Origin of the sequence: Bacteroides sp. 43_46 (assembly GCF_001915455.1) — a bacterium.
Lineage (GTDB): Bacteria > Bacteroidota > Bacteroidia > Bacteroidales > Bacteroidaceae > Bacteroides > Bacteroides caccae.
The window spans coordinates 43,095-61,665 of the sequence record NZ_MNQN01000131.1 but is presented as its reverse complement, the minus strand read 5'-3'; the positions used below and the strand labels follow the sequence as shown (position 1 = coordinate 61,665).

The window sequence follows — 18,571 nt, the reverse complement described above, 5'->3', positions numbered from 1 at the left end:
ATAAAATACGTATCTTTAAGATAACATTAATATAGCTCCACATTCTATATAAAAGTATTAAAATCCAAGTAAAAGAAAAACATATTTATAGTAAAGACAGCGACTACACATACATCGCGTAAAGCAATAGATATTTATATATTACGTTACCTACATCCTTATCATATCTCGTCTTCATCCATTTATGTTCTTATCTCATCTTCTATCGTTCCACTCAAGTAGACAGATCTATGCACTCCAGTAGATAAATCCTGCCACTCCAGTAAACAAGCCTGTTCACTAAAGTAGAACGAATAAGATATCACTTAAAAGACATAACATTAGTTAGTGAATAATTAGTTATTACTTAATGTTTTATATGAAAACAATAGGTATCCTCCAGATACAATAAGCTTGGTTAAATACTACCGAAAGGATTTATTACCCTATGAGAAATAAGAGAAAATAGTATGAGAAATGAAGGAATTTGAAGAGAAAACTATGAGAAATGCATGAGAAATACCAATTCAAAAAACATTTCTCATAGCGGTATCTTACTAATAATCTTACATTTAGCCACTAGGTTATGAGAATATGAGAAATGAAAACAAAAAACTGATTCTTCTTCAAATTTGGTGGTAAAATTAATTAAGAAAATAATAATTTGATAATCGATAGTATTCAACATTCTCCTCCTTCAGGAAGGAGGAGTCCCCGTAGGGGGAGGTGGTAGGTGAATGCGTAAGTCGGTTATTATCAGCATTGTGTATCTGCCTACCACCCCGGCTTTCAGCCACCCCTCCTTCCCCGAAGGAGGGGAATGGAGATACCACCGACTGATTAAATTACCACCAAATTTGAAGAAGAACCAAAAAACTTTTCTAGTAACAGAAGACAGAAATTACTCCAAACGAATTTAAAGCAACTTCTGTCCTTAGAATATTAATGAGTCAAATTAAAGCTCCTATTCTTTACGATCAGTCTGAATCAAAGATAATAGTTTGTCTACCGCCTCTTCTTCAGGAATATTCTTTTCCACGCAAACCTTACCTTTATACAGGCTGATTTTGCCTCGTCCCGCACCGACATAGCCGTAATCGGCATCCGCCATTTCACCGGGGCCATTCACAATGCATCCCATTATACCGATCTTCAACCCTTTCAAGTGTGAAGTGGCAGCTTTGATGCGAGCGATTGTTTTCTCCAAATCGTAGAGCGTACGTCCACAGCCGGGACAAGAAATATATTCCGTTTTGGAAGTACGGGTACGGCCGGCCTGCAAGATTCCGAAAGCGGTTGCATCAACGACAGCATGGCTCAGGCCCCCTTGATTGAACAAGAAAATTCCGTCGCATAGACCGTCGAAAATCAGCGCCCCCATATCGGCAGCAGACTTTATCTGTAAATCTTCGGCATTATCCTCCGCATAATGCTGGAAGAAAACAACCGGATTCTGCAATCCTTCCGTCATAAGTTGATGTACCAGGGCACGATGTTCACCCAAACGGTTCGGGTGATTGCTTTGGGAAACAACTACAACTTCCGGATGCTGTTTCAAGCAGGCAATCACTTCATCCGTCTGTGCCATATAGGGCATAAACAGGAATTTAAGTTCTGCATTGCAGCCGCCCATTAACGGCAGTTGCGCGTGATTGTAAGCAGGCCATGTTCCGGATTCTCCCACCCACACATCGGCATCGAGGATATATTCCACGCCCGTTTCACGTTGTTCGGGCAGTGCTCTTCCGGCATAAATATAGTCCGGTGTGAACTGCGGATTTACTTCCGTTTTTCCATCCATGCGGTCGGCAATGACTACCGGCACGTGTTCGCCTCCTATATTGCGGACAGCCTTTGTCTGACGACGCGAGGGAGACAGATAATCAAACTCCGGTGCCTCCAGTCCTGGGATATACGGATGCTCCTGCCTCAACAGGATGTAATCCACCAGTTTACGGGCAACCGGGATTTCGGCTTCGGGAGCCTCGCTCAAAGATACACGAATGGTATCTCCCAAACCGTCGGACAGCAGTGCGCCGATACCCAAGGCGGATTTGATACGTCCGTCTTCACCGTCTCCGGCTTCCGTCACTCCGAGATGCAGAGGGAAAGCCATGCCTTCCTTTTCCATGACAGCGACCAACAACCGGACGGTCTTTACCATTACGACCGTATTGGAGGCCTTTATCGAAATGACAACATCCGTGAAATGTTCTTCAACACAGATACGAAGAAATTCCATGCAGGATTCTACCATTCCTTCCGGAGTATCGCCGTAGCGCGACATGATACGGTCGGACAACGATCCGTGGTTCACCCCGATACGGATAGCAGTATGATTCTCTTTGCAGATATTCAGGAACGGGACAAAACGGTCACGGATTTTCTGTATTTCCTGCGCATACTCTTCGTCTGTATATTCCAGTTTCTTAAAAGTACGCGCAGCATCTACGTAGTTGCCCGGATTAATCCGCACCTTCTCGGCATATTGAGCCGCCACATCAGCTACCTTGGGATTGAAATGCACATCGGCAACCAACGGCACCATGTACCCCTGACTGCGCAGACCGATATTGATGTTCATCAGATTTTCGGCCTCCTTGATGCCTTGCGTTGTCAGGCGGACATACTCGCCACCTGCATCCACAATTCGCTTGGCCTGGTCCACACAAGCCTGTGTATCCTGCGTAGACGTGTTGGTCATCGACTGGATACGAATAGAATTGGGGCCGCCCAACGGTACAGCCCCAATATTTACTTCTGTGGTTTCTCTTCGAAAATAATTGAATAGATCCATTAGTTCGTTTTATATTCAAACTTCACTTCTTTCAGTTCTTCGTTCGCTTTTACGATTTTCTTCTTCAAACCTTCCTTGTAAGCAGCAAAAGCTTCCGCCAACTTTTCATCACTCAATGCAAGCATCTGGATAGCCAGGATAGCAGCATTCATTGCTCCGTTAATAGCCACAGTAGCCACTGGGATTCCCGGAGGCATCTGAATAATCGAATAGAGGGCATCTACACCGTCAAGCACGGAACCTTTAACGGGCACTCCGATCACCGGAAGTGTAGTGTTGGCCGCAATCACACCGGGAAGGGCGGCAGCCATTCCGGCAGCAGCGATAATTACTTTAATGCCACGGTTGCGGGCATTCTTCGCAAACTCTTCCACAGCCTCCGGCGTGCGGTGAGCAGACAGAGCGTTCATTTCGAACGGTACATGCATATCATTCAGCAGTTGTGCCGCCTTTTCCATAACAGGAAGGTCGGACGTACTGCCCATGATGATACTTACAATTGGAGTCATGTTAATTACTATTTACCAGTTACAAATTACAGTTTTACAGTGACGGGACTTTTATCCGTTTACTACTGCTTTATATGCTTCCGCATCCAGCAAGTCTTCCACTGCTTTAATATCTTCAGGCTTCACCTTAATCAGCCAGCCTTCACCGTACGGGTCTTTATTAACCAGTTCCGGATTTTCTTCCAACGCTTCATTCAGTTCGATCACTTCACCGGCCACCGGCAAGAAAAGATCGGAAATTGTTTTCACTACTTCGATAGTACCGAATACCTCACCGGCTTCCAACGTTTCACCGACAGTAGGGATGTCTACAAATACAATATCGCCCAACTGTTCTTGCGCATAGTCTGTGATACCAACATAAGCAATGTCTCCTTCTACGCGAATCCATTCGTGTTCGTTCGTGTACTTCAAATTCTGTGGAAAGTTCATAATAATTAGTTTTTAGGATTTATACTGTTGTTAAAATAAAAATACTCGAAATAAAAGGTTACTCACCGGATGAAGCACCAGCAGAGCAGCTACCAGACCGACCGTAAAGCCGGAAAGTACCTCACCCAATGTATGATGTCCCAGAATAATCCGTGCGGAACCCAGTATACCTGCAATCAGGATAAACAGGCACAACCATGCTACGGGATTATAACCGAACAACGCACTGAAAGAGACCAGTCCTCCGATCACTCCACCTATTCCTGCCATATGCTCGCTCAGTTTCCATTTCAGGTTGACGGCAATACAAATGACAGAAACTACCAGAGATGCCAGAATAATGCCTGTCATATACCAGGGGATATTCAGCTTGCGCATCATCAGCAGGCAGAATACATACGAGATGATAGTCAGCAGGATAGGTACATAACGTTTCTTACGTTCGCTCAATTCCTGACGGGCGAAGCCATTAATCTTACGAAACAGGAAGATAGTAATGGTAGGCGTCAGTATGGTAAAGCAATAAACAATTCCCAACACAATCAACTTATATTGTATCGGCATGATACGAAGATAAGAAAAAAGGAATAACACCAAAAACGACAAAAACGGAATCGAAAATGGAGTAAACACCATTGAGGTAACTCTCGCTACCCGCAACATGGTCTTATCCGCTATGATATGCTCTCTTTCTTTATCCACTCTTCTTTTTATTACTAGTTATTTATTACAAAATCTCAACTCTCATTTTCATGTTACTTCTTCCTATCACTTCCGAAGTCTCGCTACAGGAATGTTCAGTTGCTGACGATACTTGGCTACCGTCCGGCGGGCGATAGGGTATCCTTTTTCTTTTAAGATCTCCGCCAGTTCGTCATCTGTCAGCGGTTTCTTCTTGTCTTCGCTGTCGATGCACTCTTTCAGGATCTTGCGAATCTCACGGACAGACATTTCTTCGCCGTCTTCCGTTGTATATCCGTCAACGAAAAAGAATTTAAGCTGATAGATACCAAAATTCGTCTGCACATATTTACTGTTGCTCACACGGGAAATGGTAGATATATCCAGTCCGGTACGTTCAGCCACATCTTTCAGAATCATCGGTTTCAACAAAGATTCGTCTCCTTCGAGGAAGAAGGGACGTTGCAGGTCGATTATTGCCTGCATGGTAGTCATCAACGTATTCTGACGCTGTTTGATAGCATCAATGAACCCTTGTGCCGCATCCATTTTCTGCTTGAGGAACATCATGGCTTCTTTTGATTCCTTTGTCTGGTTGAACTTATTTTTAGTATGTTCTTCCACCATTTCCGTGAAGTCACGGCTCATACGAAGCTCGGGAACATTACGGTTATTGAGACTGACATTGATTGTTCCGTCATCGTATGTTTCCACGATGAAATCGGGAATGATCTGCTGGAAGTTTCTCCCGATAGTTTCTCCCAAAGAGGCACCGGGACGCGGGTTCAACTTGGTGATTTCGCTGATAACTTCATTGAACGTATCTTCGTCGACATCCAGTTTCCTGATGATTTTCTCCCAATGCTTGCGGGTGAATTCTTCATAATAGTCTCTGATAACACGTTCTTCGAGTTCCAATATAGGGTTGGGGGTCCGTTCTTCATCCTTCTTCCGGCAGATCTGTAACAACAGGCATTCCTGGAGAGTACGGGCACCGATTCCTGCGGGATCAAAGTCCTGCAAGATGCACAATGCTTCTTCCAGTTCTTCCTCGGTGGATTCAACTCCGGCATAGATGGCCAGTTCGTCACAAATGCTTTCAAGTGATTTGCGGAGCAGTCCGTCGTCGTCTAATGAACCGATGAGGTATTCCACCAGTTCATTCTGATGTTCTGTCAGATTGCGTTCACCGAGTTGCTCCTTCAATATTTCATAAAAGGAGGTAGATTCGGAGAAGGGAATATTTTCCGGCTGATCATCTTGCGAACGATTGTTCTCTTGCAGTTTATAGTCGGGAATATCGTCCTCGGTGAGGTAGTCATTCAAAGAATCATAGTCGGTGGATGCATTATCCATGCCATCTTCAGAACCTTCAACATCGGAATATTCGTCCGCTGCGGATTCTTCTCTTCCTTCTTCGAGTGCCGGATTTTCCAATAGTTCAGCATGGATACGATCTTCCAGTTCTACTGCGGGAAGCTCCAACAGTTTCACGACCAGAATCTGCTGGGGCGAGAGCGTTTGTACCTGCTGTTGCGCCTGCGATTGTATTTGACGGGAACCTTGTGCCATATTCGTTTTTGCTTTCTACTGTTTCTCGCTACAAAAGTAACTTTTTAACTAGAGATTACACAGATTAGGGAGATAATTTTTAATCCTATAACACAAAAATCGTTATCTTTGTTGCACGAACTTAAAAATTAAGACAGTATGTTTCCTGCTAAAAAAGAATTTAGGCTCCGGAGTTTTGTTATTTCTGGGAAATGACGAGTGCGGACTGAATTATGAGGATAACACGTTCCGTTATCGTCAGGATTCTACATTCCTTTATTACTTCGGACTTTCATGCGCCGGACTTTCGGCAATTATTGATATTGATGAGGACAAAGAAATCATTTTTGGTGATGAACTGTCTATTGACGCTATCGTATGGATGGGATCGCAGCCTACGCTACGCGAAAAATACGAACGTGTAGGAGTAAAAGATATAATGCCTTCGGCCGACATCGTCGGTTATCTGCATAAATGTGTGCAGAAAGGAAAGGCGATTCATTATCTGCCTCCTTACCGCCCCGAACATAAACTGAAGCTAATGGATTGGCTGGGCATACCGCCTGCACGTCAGGAAGGCTCGGTGCCTTTTATCCGTGCCGTAATCGCACAACGTAATTATAAATCTGCGGAAGAAATCGTAGAAATAGAAAAGGCGTGCGATGTGACGGCCGATATGCATATCACAGCGATGAAGGTACTCCGCCCGGGGATGTACGAGTATGAAGTGGTAGCCGAAATGAACCGGGTAGCGCAAGCTAACAACTGCGAACTTTCTTTTGCCACTATCGCTACTATCAACGGACAGACGCTGCACAATCATTATCACGGCAATCTCGTGAAACCGGGTGATTTGTTCCTGATTGATGCGGGTGCGGAAATTGAATCGGGCTATGCCGGCGATATGTCGTCCACGGTTCCTGCTGACAAAAAGTTTACTACCCGTCAACGCGAAGTTTACGAAATACAGAATGCCATGCATCTGGAATCGGTCAAAGCGCTACGTCCGGGCATTCCTTACATGGAAGTTTATGAATTATCCGCCCGTGTAATGGTAGAAGGAATGAAGGCACTGGGGCTGATGAAAGGAAATGCAGAAGACGCCGTGCGCGAGGGTGCTCATGCGTTGTTCTATCCGCACGGATTAGGTCATATGATGGGACTGGATGTTCATGATATGGAAAACTTGGGTGAAATCTGGGTAGGATATAACGGACAACCGAAAAGCACGCAGTTCGGACGTAAATCACAACGTCTCGCCATTCCGTTGGAACCGGGATTTGTGCATACGGTAGAACCGGGTATCTATTTCATTCCCGAATTGATAGATATGTGGAAGGCGGAAAAGAAGTTTGCCGATTTCATCAACTACGAAAAAGTGGAAACTTACAAGGATTTCGGTGGTATCCGCAACGAAGAAGACTACCTGATTACGGAAACTGGTGCCCGCAGATTGGGTAAGAAAATCCCTCTGACTCCGGACGAAGTGGAAGCTTTACGATAAGCAAAAAATTAATCACATTAACACTGGCTTCTCAGACAACCACTAGAATGACGGAAGTTTTTCATTAATACCGGAAAACCTCCGTCATTTTTATAGGAGTGCCCAAATGAACAGTTTCATAAAGAAACGACCTTTATTCGTCCCAATCGGATAAAGGCAACGTCTTTTTACCGTACCATTTCATCCATGCATAAGATTTTCTTTTTCTTAAATAAAGCGTATCACCACAATTTTCTACCGCTTCCCAGTTGAATACAGAATGAGAACGGAATGCTTTTTCCAACCAATAAAGTATGTCATAGGTAACGAAAGGAACTATCATCCACCACCACGAAAGCCACAAAGACAAAATTAATGCCGGAGCTAAAGTCAAAAAGAAACATTCCCAATATTGCCTTGCATGTATCCGTAATTCCATATCTTCCCAAACTTCTAAATATTTATATCGGGTAAAGAAAAGCCCGCCTACCATAAAATAATGCTTCTTTTTCCCTAAGAACCATTTTGCCAAAAGATTATTATAAAAAATCATATTCCCGTTTTTTTTGTTGTATGTAATATCTTCATAACAGAATAAATACCCAAAGGTTCATTTATTCAAGTGCCATATAACAGTTATTGACCCTCTCGTCTGAATAATTCCAACGAATTTAATTATTGCTGTTTCGTATTCCAACCTGTCTGACCCTAACAGACAGGTTAGGATAATTACGCAAAGTAAATTGAAAAAACGAATATATCCTAATTTTCCTACTTAATATTTAAAGCTGCTTCCTCCTAAAAATTCCCGAAGCAAAGAAGTCGGTGGTATTTCTTTGTCTTGAACCGGAACAAAATATTTGATGAATTTCAACAAACGATAGGCTTCGCAGTATTCCGGGCAATTACGCGGAACTCCCATTAATATAGGTTCAGCGTGCAGGCGGAGCACTGCAAACTCAAAAAGAAGAGCTGAATTGAACATTACATCTGCATTTTCCTGATAAGGGAATATCCACTTATCTTCACCGGCACGCACACTAGGCCAACGTGAAATGGTTTCACGGGCAGAATAGCCCCGATAATTGAAATCACGGATAATACGACGCAACAGACGATTGTCGGTAGTAGGAATCCAGTTGTGGTCGTCCAGAGAGATAGTGGTCAATGCCGATACATAAATCTTAAATTTACGTTCGGCAGGAATATGTGGCGTCAACTCCGGATTCAAGGCATGAATACCTTCCAATATCAGAATCGTGTTATCTTCAATTTTCAGTTTATCACCTTTAAATTCTTTCTTGCCGAGAGCAAAATTAAAGCGGGGAAGTTCTACTTCTTCACCACGCAGCAAGGCTTGCAGCTGTTGGTTGAACAGCTCGAGGTCGAGCGCGTAAAGCGATTCATAATCATAGTTTCCGTTTTCATCCAAAGGAGTATCCTCACGGTCTACGAAATAATTATCGAGAGAGATAGGAAAAGGTTTCAACCCATTTGTCATCAACTGGATTGAAAGCCGCTTGCTGAAAGTGGTCTTTCCGGAAGAAGACGGTCCGGCAATCAGTACCAGTTTCACCCGGTTACCGTTTTCGCCACGATGAAAAATGGTATCGGCAATCTGGGCTATCTTCTTTTCCTGCAATGCCTCAGCAACGTTAATCAAATCTGTTGCATGGCCTTCTTCGCAAGCGAGGTTGAAATCGCCTGCATTGTTGAGTCCCATGATATAGCTCCAGTTCAGATATTCTTTAAAGACGTCCAACATCTTTTCCTGCTTTACAACGTCTTCCAGCACTTCGGGATTCTCGCGGCTGGGAATACGCAGCAATAGTCCATCGTAATACTTCACGATGTCAAACAGTTTAAGATAGCCGGTGCTGGGCAACAGGTTGCCATAATAGTAATCGACCGTATCGCCCAACGTATAATAATAGGTATAGAGGGAACCGGAAGTTTCGAGCAACCGGACTTTATCATTCATACCCCGTTCGCTGAAAATGCGTACAGCTTCGGCTGTATGGCATTCGATACGATGATAGGGTATATTTTCTGCAATAATCTCCTGCATACGTTGCTTGATGCGTTTCACATCCTCCAATTCAATGGGACGCCCGATACGCAGATTACAGAAATAACCTTTCGAAACGGGATGTTCTACAAACAGCTTGCCCTCGGGAAACAATTCCGTGACCGCCTTAAACAGTACAAAACAGAGCGAACGGACATAGGTACGCATACCGGACTGGTCTCTCACGTCCAGAAACTCTATATCCTTATTATTATATACCCTAAAATTAAGTCCCTCAGAGCGGTTATTGACTTTAGCACTAACCACTTGATAAGGAAAATTAAGATTAAAACCGTAATAAATATCCAAAAGTGAGCTCCCGATGGGGAATTCTTTAGAAATATTGTTATTTTTGCAACATATTTGTAACATCTGTTTCATCGAGTTCGTTAAAAGGTGAATAATTTGGGACTAATATACTTATAATCAGACTGAGAACAAATAACCATTAACAATATTATAGATGGAATATTCTTTTTATGATTTTTTAAAGCTCATAGGTTCATTAGGGCTCTTCCTGTACGGAATGAAGATAATGAGTGAGGGCTTGCAAAAGGTCGCGGGTGACAGACTACGAAGTATCTTGACGGCAATGACTACCAACAGGGTAACGGGAGTTTTAACAGGTGTGTTAATCACAGCCCTTATCCAATCTTCTTCAGCAACGACGGTAATGGTCGTGAGTTTCGTGAATGCCGGGTTACTCACTCTCGCTGAATCTATCAGTGTCATCATGGGTGCCAATATCGGTACTACGGTCACTGCCTGGATTATCTCAATTTTCGGATTTAAGGTTGATATGGCCGCATTTGCCCTTCCTCTTCTGGCCATTGCCCTTCCGCTCATCTTCTCCGGCAAAAGCAACCGTAAGTCTGTCGGTGAATTCATTTTCGGTTTTTCTTTCCTCTTCATGGGACTTTCTTACCTGAAAGCGAATGCTCCCGACCTGAATGCCAACCCGGAAATGCTTGCCTTTGTACAGAACTACACGGACATGGGATTCTTCTCTATCCTCCTGTTCTTATTCATCGGTACGATACTGACTATGATTGTGCAGGCTTCAGCCGCGACAATGGCAATCACACTGATTATGTGTGCCAACGGCTGGATTAGCCTGGAGCTGGGAGCAGCCCTCGTACTGGGAGAAAATATCGGAACTACGATCACCGCCAATCTTGCCGCATTAACAGCCAACACACAGGCTAAACGGGCAGCATTGGCGCATTTTGTTTTTAATGTGTTCGGTGTTATCTGGGTATTGATTATCTTCCACCCGTTCATGCAGTTGGTTAACTGGGTAGTAGATACTTTCTTCCAGACAAGTAATCCGGAAGTTGCTATCTCTTACAAACTGTCCGCCTTCCACTCTATTTTCAATATCTGCAACGTATGTATCCTGATATGGGGTGTGAAGTTAATTGAACGTACCGTATGCGCTTTAATCCACCCGAAGGAAGAAGACGAAGAACCAAGACTGCGGTTCATTACAGGCGGTATGCTTTCTACGGCAGAACTTTCCATCCTTCAGGCACGTAAGGAAATTCATTTATTCGCTGAACGTACCCACCGTATGTTCGGCATGGTGCAAGATTTGCTGCATACGGAAAAGGATGATGATTTCAATAAGTTGTTCAGCCGGATAGAGAAATACGAGAATATCAGCGACAACATGGAACTGGAGATAGCCAACTACCTGAATCAAGTATCAGAGGGTCGTTTGAGTTCTGAAAGTAAGTTACAGATACGCGCCATGTTGCGTGAAGTGACGGAAATTGAAAGTATCGGGGACAGTTGTTACAACTTGGCACGTACGATTAACCGGAAACGCCAGACAAATCAAGACTTCACCGAAAAGCAATATGAGCATATCCATTTTATGATGAAGCTGACGAACGACGCTCTTGCACAAATGATTGTGGTAGTAGAGAAACCGGAACATCAGAGTATTGATATCAACAAGTCTTTCAATATCGAAAACGAAATCAATAATTACCGCAACCAATTGAAGAATCAGAACATCTTGGATGTAAACAACAAGGAATATGATTATCAAATGGGAGTTTACTATATGGATATTATCGCCGAATGTGAGAAACTGGGTGATTATATAGTAAATGTGGTAGAAGCCAGCAGTGATGTAAAAGAAAAGAAAGCTTCCTAAATAGGAGAAATAAAGAATAGAAAAAGGAGAAGCAGATGCATTAGTACATAACTGCTTCTCCTTTTTCTTTATCAATTATTTTGTATTTACTCACTATTTATTATAGACATAGGATTCTGCCAGTCGCCAGAATAAAGTAGATTCCGGGACGGTAGTTGTCCGAAGTACCTTTTGCGAACTGCCTTCCGAGGGATTGATATTAGCAAAAATATTCCACCCTTTATTAAAGGAACACTCGCTATAATAATAAGATTTATCACTGCCAGTCAATATGAAGGGGCGGTCGGCATACTGATAACTCACCAATGTTGCTTTTTCTGCAGACGATCCCTTGCCGGACCAATTGGAAAGTGCTATTCGTCCTACCCTCGTATCGCCATTAAAAACAAAAAAGTCTCCCAATGTTGCTACAAGCGCATCACCGTCATTTGAGGTTCCAGTCCAATAACCAGCCATATCACCATTCCGCCGATCTACTTTCTGAAGTCTTTCCGAAGGGAAAGTAGCAGGAAGTGTCATTACAATTTGCCCGTTTTCATAAGGGAATATAAGAGTTTCAATCACTTGCCAGTCCAAGCCGGTCACTTTTACCTCCACCCGGTCGAATGTAAAATTTTTCGGCATATTCTGTATGTCTTTGACTATTATCGTACTATAATCAGGAACATCAGGAGCAGGTAGTTCTTCTTCATTCTCATTATCACTACAACCAGCTATTAAAAGCCCGAACATCAACAAAAAAGAGATAACAGGATATAAGAGGAAGTTAGAACTGGTAGTTGCCTTGTCTAAAGATACAAAATCTTTAGGTAATAACAAAGCCCCAGCTTGTGAAAGTCGGGGCTTTGCGCTTAAAAAAAAGAAGGTGCGCATTTTGACACACCTCCCATTTCCTCTTAATAAATTCTCTCCCTTTGTTTTATCCTTCGTACGGCTCGAAATCTTCTTTCCCGACTCCGCATAGAGGACAAGTCCAATCATCTGGAATGTCTTCAAAAGCAGTTCCTGGTTCAATTCCGCTTTCCGGATCTCCTTGTTCGGGGTCGTAAATATATTCACAGACCGTGCAAATGTACTTCTTCATAACGTTCGTATTTTTAATTGGTTTTCTAATTAATATAACACAAATAACAAGATATTTGTTCAACACTTTTTTATAGTGAAAGAAAAAAACTATCTTTGTAACCGTATTCAACAAGCTGAACCAACAATATTATGTCATGTTAATAGCACTTTTATCTACCCTCATAATTTTATGTGCAATCCTGTTAATCAGTTTTTTGTGGGAGCGCAGGAAATGCCTTCGAATGCAGAAACGGTTATTTCGGGAATCCAGAAAACTAGAACATACCAACCATGTTGCCAGTGCTATCTTGAAAAATGTACACGCCTTCATCCTGTTAATAAACAACGACTTCAAAGTGCTGAAAACGAATTACTACCAACAGACCGGAACACGAAAAGGACCGGAAGAAAAAAGAGTAGGTGATTTGTTGCAGTGCCGTAATGCATTATCGGCAGAGGGAGGTTGCGGTACACATGTTTATTGTGGCTCCTGTCCTATACGCCAGGCTATCCGTCAGGCTTTCGAACAAAGAAGAGGATTCACTAATCTGGAAGCCACTTTGAATATGGTTACTTCCGAAAATCAAACGGTAGCCTGTGAAGCCGTTATTTCCGGCTCTTATTTCCTCCTCAATGAAGAAGAAAATATGGTGCTTACCGTACATGATATTACCCATTTGAAACAAGTAGAAAGGGAATTAAAAGTGGCAAAAGAGAAAGCGGAAAATGCAGATATAGCAAAATCAGCCTTCCTGGCCAACATGAGCCATGAGATTCGTACTCCGCTGAATGCTATCACCGGGTTTGCAGAAGTAATGGGCAGCGCAAACACAGAAGAAGAAAAAACACAATACCAAGAAATTATCAAAATGAATGCCGATCTTCTGATGCAATTAGTAAATGATATTCTTGATATGTCAAAAATAGAAGCGGGCACTTTAGAATTTGTGTATTCAACGGTAGATATTAATTTGTTGCTATCCGATTTACAAAGACTTTTCCAAATGAGGATTAATGATGCCGGAGGAAAAGTACAGATAATAGCAGAGCCTTCACTTTCTTCCTGCTTTATACAGACCGACCGCAATCGGGTGGCACAGGTCATTTCCAATTTCGTGGGCAACGCTATTAAATTTACCCGGGAAGGAAATATCCGTATCGGTTATGAAGCTAAAGATACTGAACTATATTTCTACGTGAAAGACACGGGTACGGGCATACCGGCAGAAAAACTGTCGAATGTATTCGGGCGTTTTGTGAAACTGAATAAAGACCAAAAAGGTGCAGGACTGGGACTTTCGATTTCACAAACGATTGTAGGCAAATTGAGCGGCCAGATCGGAGCGGATTCCATTGAAGGAGAAGGTTCTACCTTCTGGTTTACCCTCCCTTATCTTTCATGCGGCAAACCTCAGTAAGAAATTCTACTTCATAAAAAGTTTTAATTAAACATTTTATCACAATTATATGTTGTATTTTTGCAGTCCAAACTAAACGCATGTATCTGCATGAGTACAAATAAAGATGATTACAATCATTTAGGCCTTACGGACAGTGAGGTCCTACAAAGCAGGGAAAAGAATGGTATAAACCTGTTAACACCCCCCAAGCGTCCTTCTTTATGGAAACTTTATCTTGAGAAATTTGAGGACCCGGTCGTACGCGTACTGCTAGTTGCAGCCGTCTTTTCGTTGATTATTTCCATTATCGAAAATGAGTACGCCGAAACGATCGGTATCATAGCCGCTATCTTGCTGGCTACGGGTATCGGTTTCTTTTTTGAATATGATGCCAACAAAAAATTCGACTTACTGAATGCCGTTAATGAGGAAACACTAGTTAAAGTGATTCGTAACGGCCGCGTACAGGAAGTTCCGCGCAAAGATATAGTTGTAGGCGACATCGTGATTTTGGAAACCGGAGAAGAAATCCCGGCTGACGGAGAATTGGTGGAAGCTATCTCTTTGCAAGTAAACGAATCCAACCTGACCGGAGAACCTGTTATCAATAAGACGATTATAGAAGCAGATTTTGACGAAGAAGCGACTTACGCCTCTAATTTGGTGATGCGTGGCACTACGGTAGTCGACGGTCATGGCACAATGCGCGTTCTGCACGTAGGAGATGCAACGGAAATAGGAAAAGTGGCCCGCCAAAGTACGGAAGAAAACCTTGAACCGACTCCACTAAATATACAGTTGACCAAATTAGCCAATCTAATCGGAAAAATTGGTTTTACTGTTGCCGGCCTGGCTTTCCTTATCTTCTTCGTAAAAGATGTATTGCTATATTTTGATTTCGGTGCATTAAACGGCTGGCACGAATGGCTTCCGGTATTTGAACGGACACTTAAATACTTTATGATGGCTGTTACGCTGATTGTTGTTGCTGTTCCCGAAGGATTGCCGATGAGTGTGACTCTTAGTCTGGCCCTAAATATGCGCCGTATGCTTTCTACCAACAACCTGGTTCGGAAAATGCACGCTTGCGAGACAATGGGTGCTATCACTGTCATCTGTACGGATAAAACCGGTACGCTGACGCAAAATCTGATGCAAGTGCACGAACCAAACTTCTATGGAATCAAAAACGGCAGTAACCTGTCCGATGATGATATCAGTGCATTGATTGCAGAGGGAATCAGCGCTAATTCAACCGCCTTCCTTGAGGAAACAGAAGCCGGGGAAAAGCCGAAAGGAGTAGGAAATCCGACGGAAGTGGCCTTACTATTATGGCTCAATAGTCAGGGAAGAAATTACCTGAAACTCCGTGAGAACGCCCGTGTTCTCGACCAGCTCACCTTCTCTACGGAGCGCAAGTTCATGGCTACGCTTGTAGAATCACCATTAATCGGAAAGAAAATACTCTATATAAAAGGTGCTCCCGAAATTGTTCTGGGCAAATGTAAAGAAGTTGTCTTGGACGGAAGACGGGTGGATGCCGTGGAATACCGTTCAACAGTAGAAGCACAACTACTGAATTACCAGAATATGGCGATGCGCACACTGGGCTTCGCCTTCAAAATCGTAGAGGAGAATGAGCCGAATGATTGTGTAGAACTTGTTTCGACAAACGACTTGAACTTCTTGGGAGTGGTTGCTATCTCTGACCCGATTCGTCCGGATGTTCCTGCCGCCGTAGCCAAATGTCAGTCGGCAGGTATCGGTATCAAGATTGTGACCGGCGACACTCCGGGGACTGCAACCGAGATTGCTCGTCAGATAGGTCTTTGGAAGCCGGAAACCGACACCGACCGGAATCGTATCACTGGTGTTGCTTTTGCTGAATTGAGTGACGAAGAAGCACTTGACAGGGTAATGGATTTGAAAATTATGTCGCGTGCCCGTCCTACAGACAAACAACGCCTTGTGCAGTTGCTCCAGCAAAAAGGAGCGGTAGTAGCCGTAACCGGAGACGGAACAAATGATGCGCCTGCTCTGAACCATGCACAAGTCGGCTTATCAATGGGTACAGGAACTTCTGTAGCCAAAGAGGCCAGTGATATTACATTGCTTGATGATTCGTTCAACAGTATCGGAACCGCCGTCATGTGGGGACGTTCGCTTTATAAGAATATCCAGCGTTTCATCGTTTTCCAGTTAACGATCAACTTCGTTGCATTACTTATCGTTCTATTGGGTTCCGTTATCGGCACGGAACTTCCGTTGACTGTGACGCAGATGTTGTGGGTAAACTTGATTATGGATACTTTCGCAGCGCTGGCCCTGGCTTCTATTCCGCCCAGCGAAACTGTTATGCTCGAAAAGCCTCGTCGCAGTACTGATTTCATTATCAGCAAAGCAATGAGGTCTAACATATTAGGGGTAGGTTCTATCTTCCTCATCGTACTGCTCGGAATGATTTATTATTTCGACCACAGTGCAAAAGGTATGGATGTACACAACCTCACTATTTTCTTCACCTTCTTTGTCATGTTACAATTCTGGAACCTGTTTAATGCACGTGTGTTCGGCACTACCGACTCGGCATTCAAAGGACTTTCCAAATCGTATGGCATGGAATTAATTGTGCTTGCCATTCTTGTCGGACAATTCCTTATTGTACAGTTCGGTGGTGCTGTATTCCGCACGGAACCACTCGACTGGCAGACATGGCTTCTAATTATAGGCGTTTCGTCCATGGTGTTATGGGTTGGAGAACTTGTTCGCCTTGTTCAGCGTATTATTCACAAAAGAAAAAGAAATGAAAAGTAAAGGAATTAAAAACCTTCTTATTGATTTAGGCGGTGTACTTATCAATCTCGACCGTCAACGTTGTATCGAGAACTTCCAGAAATTAGGGCTCCGTAACGTGGAGGAACTATTGGACATCTCAAATCAGGACGGAATCCTGATGCAGCAGGAGAAAGGCTTGATTACTCCCGCAGAATTTCGTAATGGCGTTCGCGAAATGATAGGTAAAGTAGTTAGTGACAAACAAATTGATGCCGCCTGGAATAGTTTTCTGGTAGATATACCAACACACAAACTTGATTTATTGCTGAAGTTACGCGAAAAATATGTAGTCTATTTGTTGAGTAATACAAACGAGATTCATTGGAAATGGACTTGTAAGAATCTATTCCCCTACCGTACTTTCAAAGTAGAGGACTATTTTGAAAAAACATATCTCTCTTTTGAAATGAAAATGGCCAAACCCGAACCGGAAATTTTTAAAGCAATATTGGATGATGCCGGCATCGAACCGGAGGAGACTCTTTTTATTGATGATTCCGAAATCAACTGCAAAGCGGCACAGAACTTAGGAATCTCTACTTATACGGCAAAAGCCGGCGAAGACTGGAGTCATCTTTTCAACAGTAAATAATTTAATAGATATGCAGATTATACGTGACATATCGGCTATAAAACCAGAACCCTGTGTAGCTACCATAGGCTTCTTTGACGGAGTGCATGCAGGACATCGCTATCTGATTCAACAAGTGAAAGAGATAGCCGCAGCCAAAGGTCTACGTTCTGCATTGGTCACTTTCCCTGTTCATCCCCGTAAGGTAATGAATGCAACCTATCGGCCGGAACTCCTGACTACTCCGAAAGAGAAAATTAGTCTGCTTGCCGACATTGGTGTAGACTATTGCCTGATGCTCGATTTCACCCCGGACATTTCGCAGTTAACCGCCCGCGAATTTATGAACCGACTGTTAAAAGAGCGTTATCAGGTGAAATGTCTGGTTATCGGTTATGACCACCGTTTCGGACATAATCGCAGCGAAGGATTCGAGGACTATGTATGCTACGGGAAAGAAATTGGTATAGAGGTAATTCGTGCACAGGCATATACCAGTGACATAGAAATAGGAACTACCCGAAACATTCCGGTAAGTTCGTCTTTGATTCGTAAACTGTTACATGAAGGAGAAGTGGAAATCGCAGCCCGTTGCCTGAAATATGAATATTTTTTGGACGGGACTGTTGTAGGCGGTTACCAAGTAGGCAGAAAGATCGGCTTTCCGACTGCCAATTTAAGCGTAGATGATCCGGATAAACTTATTCCTGCCGATGGCGTATATGCCGTATGGGTAACGTTTGACGGGAAAACATACATGGGAATGCTAAATATAGGTGTCCGCCCGACGATTGACAATGGTCCGAATCGAACAATTGAAGTGAATATCCTTCACTTCCACTCGAATATATATGATAAATTCATCCGGCTCACTTTTGTAAAACGGACACGCCCCGAACTGAAGTTCTCCAGCATTGACGAGCTAATAGTCCAACTCCACAAAGATGCAGAAGAAACCGAAGCGATTCTTCTTGCCAGCAAAGCAAGAAGTAACCAACAGGAAGAACCAAGAAAATAATACATCAACCGAATAACAACT

General features: G+C 43.1%; 16 protein-coding genes. 7 read left to right on the top strand and 9 right to left on the bottom strand.

Going from position 1 to position 18,571, the window contains the following annotated elements; genetic code table 11:
• Positions 1–716: 716 nt before the first annotated feature.
• Positions 717–899 (top strand): hypothetical protein, encoded by a 183-nt coding sequence (locus BHV72_RS16535; RefSeq protein WP_187323281.1) that lies wholly within the window; start codon positions 717–719, stop codon positions 897–899.
• 44 nt (positions 900–943) lie between these two features.
• Here the strand turns inward: BHV72_RS16535 and BHV72_RS16530 are convergent, their stop codons facing one another.
• From BHV72_RS16530 to rpoN, 5 genes are all read right to left on the bottom strand, one after another.
• Positions 944–2,776 (bottom strand): 4-hydroxy-3-methylbut-2-en-1-yl diphosphate synthase, encoded by a 1,833-nt coding sequence (locus BHV72_RS16530; protein ID WP_122118697.1) that lies wholly within the window; start codon positions 2,774–2,776, stop codon positions 944–946.
• Complete coding sequence (purE, locus tag BHV72_RS16525; protein WP_004296231.1) at positions 2,776–3,285, bottom strand: 5-(carboxyamino)imidazole ribonucleotide mutase; 510 nt, start codon at positions 3,283–3,285, stop codon at positions 2,776–2,778. Before purE ends, BHV72_RS16530 begins: the two co-directional genes overlap by 1 nt.
• 51 nt (positions 3,286–3,336) lie before the next feature.
• Entirely contained in the window at positions 3,337–3,717 is a 381-nt protein-coding gene (gene gcvH, locus BHV72_RS16520) for a glycine cleavage system protein GcvH (protein WP_005675557.1), read from the bottom strand.
• Positions 3,718–3,747: 30 nt separating this feature from the next.
• Positions 3,748–4,419, bottom strand: a complete 672-nt coding sequence (locus BHV72_RS16515; protein WP_005683014.1) for a hypothetical protein — start codon at positions 4,417–4,419, stop codon at positions 3,748–3,750.
• A 66-nt stretch (positions 4,420–4,485) separates the two neighbouring features.
• A complete protein-coding gene (rpoN, locus tag BHV72_RS16510) occupies positions 4,486–5,970 on the bottom strand; it encodes an RNA polymerase factor sigma-54 (RefSeq protein ID WP_055173696.1) in 1,485 nt (494 codons plus the stop codon).
• A 127-nt stretch (positions 5,971–6,097) separates the two neighbouring features.
• On the opposite strand from rpoN, the gene BHV72_RS16505 reads away from it, so the two are divergent.
• Positions 6,098–7,453 carry an aminopeptidase P family protein gene (locus tag BHV72_RS16505; protein ID WP_286856920.1) on the top strand — a complete coding sequence of 452 codons (1,356 nt, stop codon included), beginning with the start codon at positions 6,098–6,100 and terminating at the stop codon, positions 7,451–7,453.
• 133 nt (positions 7,454–7,586) lie between these two features.
• On the opposite strand, the gene BHV72_RS16500 is transcribed toward BHV72_RS16505, so the two are convergent.
• Together BHV72_RS16500 and BHV72_RS16495 are read right to left on the bottom strand one after the other, a co-directional pair.
• Positions 7,587–7,985, bottom strand: a complete 399-nt coding sequence (locus BHV72_RS16500; RefSeq protein WP_005675550.1) for a hypothetical protein — start codon at positions 7,983–7,985, stop codon at positions 7,587–7,589.
• 222 nt (positions 7,986–8,207) lie between these two features.
• On the bottom strand, positions 8,208–9,881 hold the full coding sequence (locus BHV72_RS16495) for a nucleoside kinase (protein WP_005675548.1): 1,674 nt from the start codon (positions 9,879–9,881) through the stop codon (positions 8,208–8,210).
• A gap of 82 nt (positions 9,882–9,963) precedes the next feature.
• Between BHV72_RS16495 and BHV72_RS16490 the strand changes: the two genes are divergently transcribed.
• Positions 9,964–11,661, top strand: coding sequence for a Na/Pi cotransporter family protein (locus tag BHV72_RS16490; protein WP_005675546.1), 1,698 nt, complete (start codon positions 9,964–9,966; stop codon positions 11,659–11,661).
• A 93-nt stretch (positions 11,662–11,754) separates the two neighbouring features.
• On the opposite strand, the gene BHV72_RS16485 is transcribed toward BHV72_RS16490, so the two are convergent.
• Positions 11,755–12,480: a hypothetical protein gene (locus BHV72_RS16485; protein WP_286856816.1), complete on the bottom strand. Its 726-nt coding sequence runs from the start codon at positions 12,478–12,480 to the stop codon at positions 11,755–11,757.
• Between the two features lie 100 nt (positions 12,481–12,580).
• Positions 12,581–12,745, bottom strand: a complete 165-nt coding sequence (rd, locus tag BHV72_RS16480; RefSeq protein WP_004306971.1) for a rubredoxin — start codon at positions 12,743–12,745, stop codon at positions 12,581–12,583.
• Positions 12,746–12,968: 223 nt separating this feature from the next.
• On the opposite strand from rd, the gene BHV72_RS16475 reads away from it, so the two are divergent.
• The 4 genes from BHV72_RS16475 to BHV72_RS16460 all read left to right on the top strand — a co-directional run bounded on the left by BHV72_RS16475 (position 12,969) and on the right by BHV72_RS16460 (position 18,550).
• Complete coding sequence (locus tag BHV72_RS16475) at positions 12,969–14,144, top strand: sensor histidine kinase (RefSeq protein ID WP_122295803.1); 1,176 nt, start codon at positions 12,969–12,971, stop codon at positions 14,142–14,144.
• Positions 14,145–14,234: 90 nt separating this feature from the next.
• A complete protein-coding gene (locus BHV72_RS16470) occupies positions 14,235–16,940 on the top strand; it encodes a calcium-translocating P-type ATPase, PMCA-type (RefSeq protein ID WP_022041378.1) in 2,706 nt (901 codons plus the stop codon).
• A complete protein-coding gene (locus BHV72_RS16465) occupies positions 16,930–17,553 on the top strand; it encodes an HAD family hydrolase (protein ID WP_005675538.1) in 624 nt (207 codons plus the stop codon). The genes BHV72_RS16470 and BHV72_RS16465 overlap by 11 nt, the downstream gene beginning before the upstream one ends.
• Before the next feature lie 10 nt (positions 17,554–17,563).
• On the top strand, positions 17,564–18,550 hold the full coding sequence (locus BHV72_RS16460) for a bifunctional riboflavin kinase/FAD synthetase (RefSeq protein ID WP_022041377.1): 987 nt from the start codon (positions 17,564–17,566) through the stop codon (positions 18,548–18,550).
• The last annotated feature ends 21 nt before the right edge of the window (positions 18,551–18,571 follow it).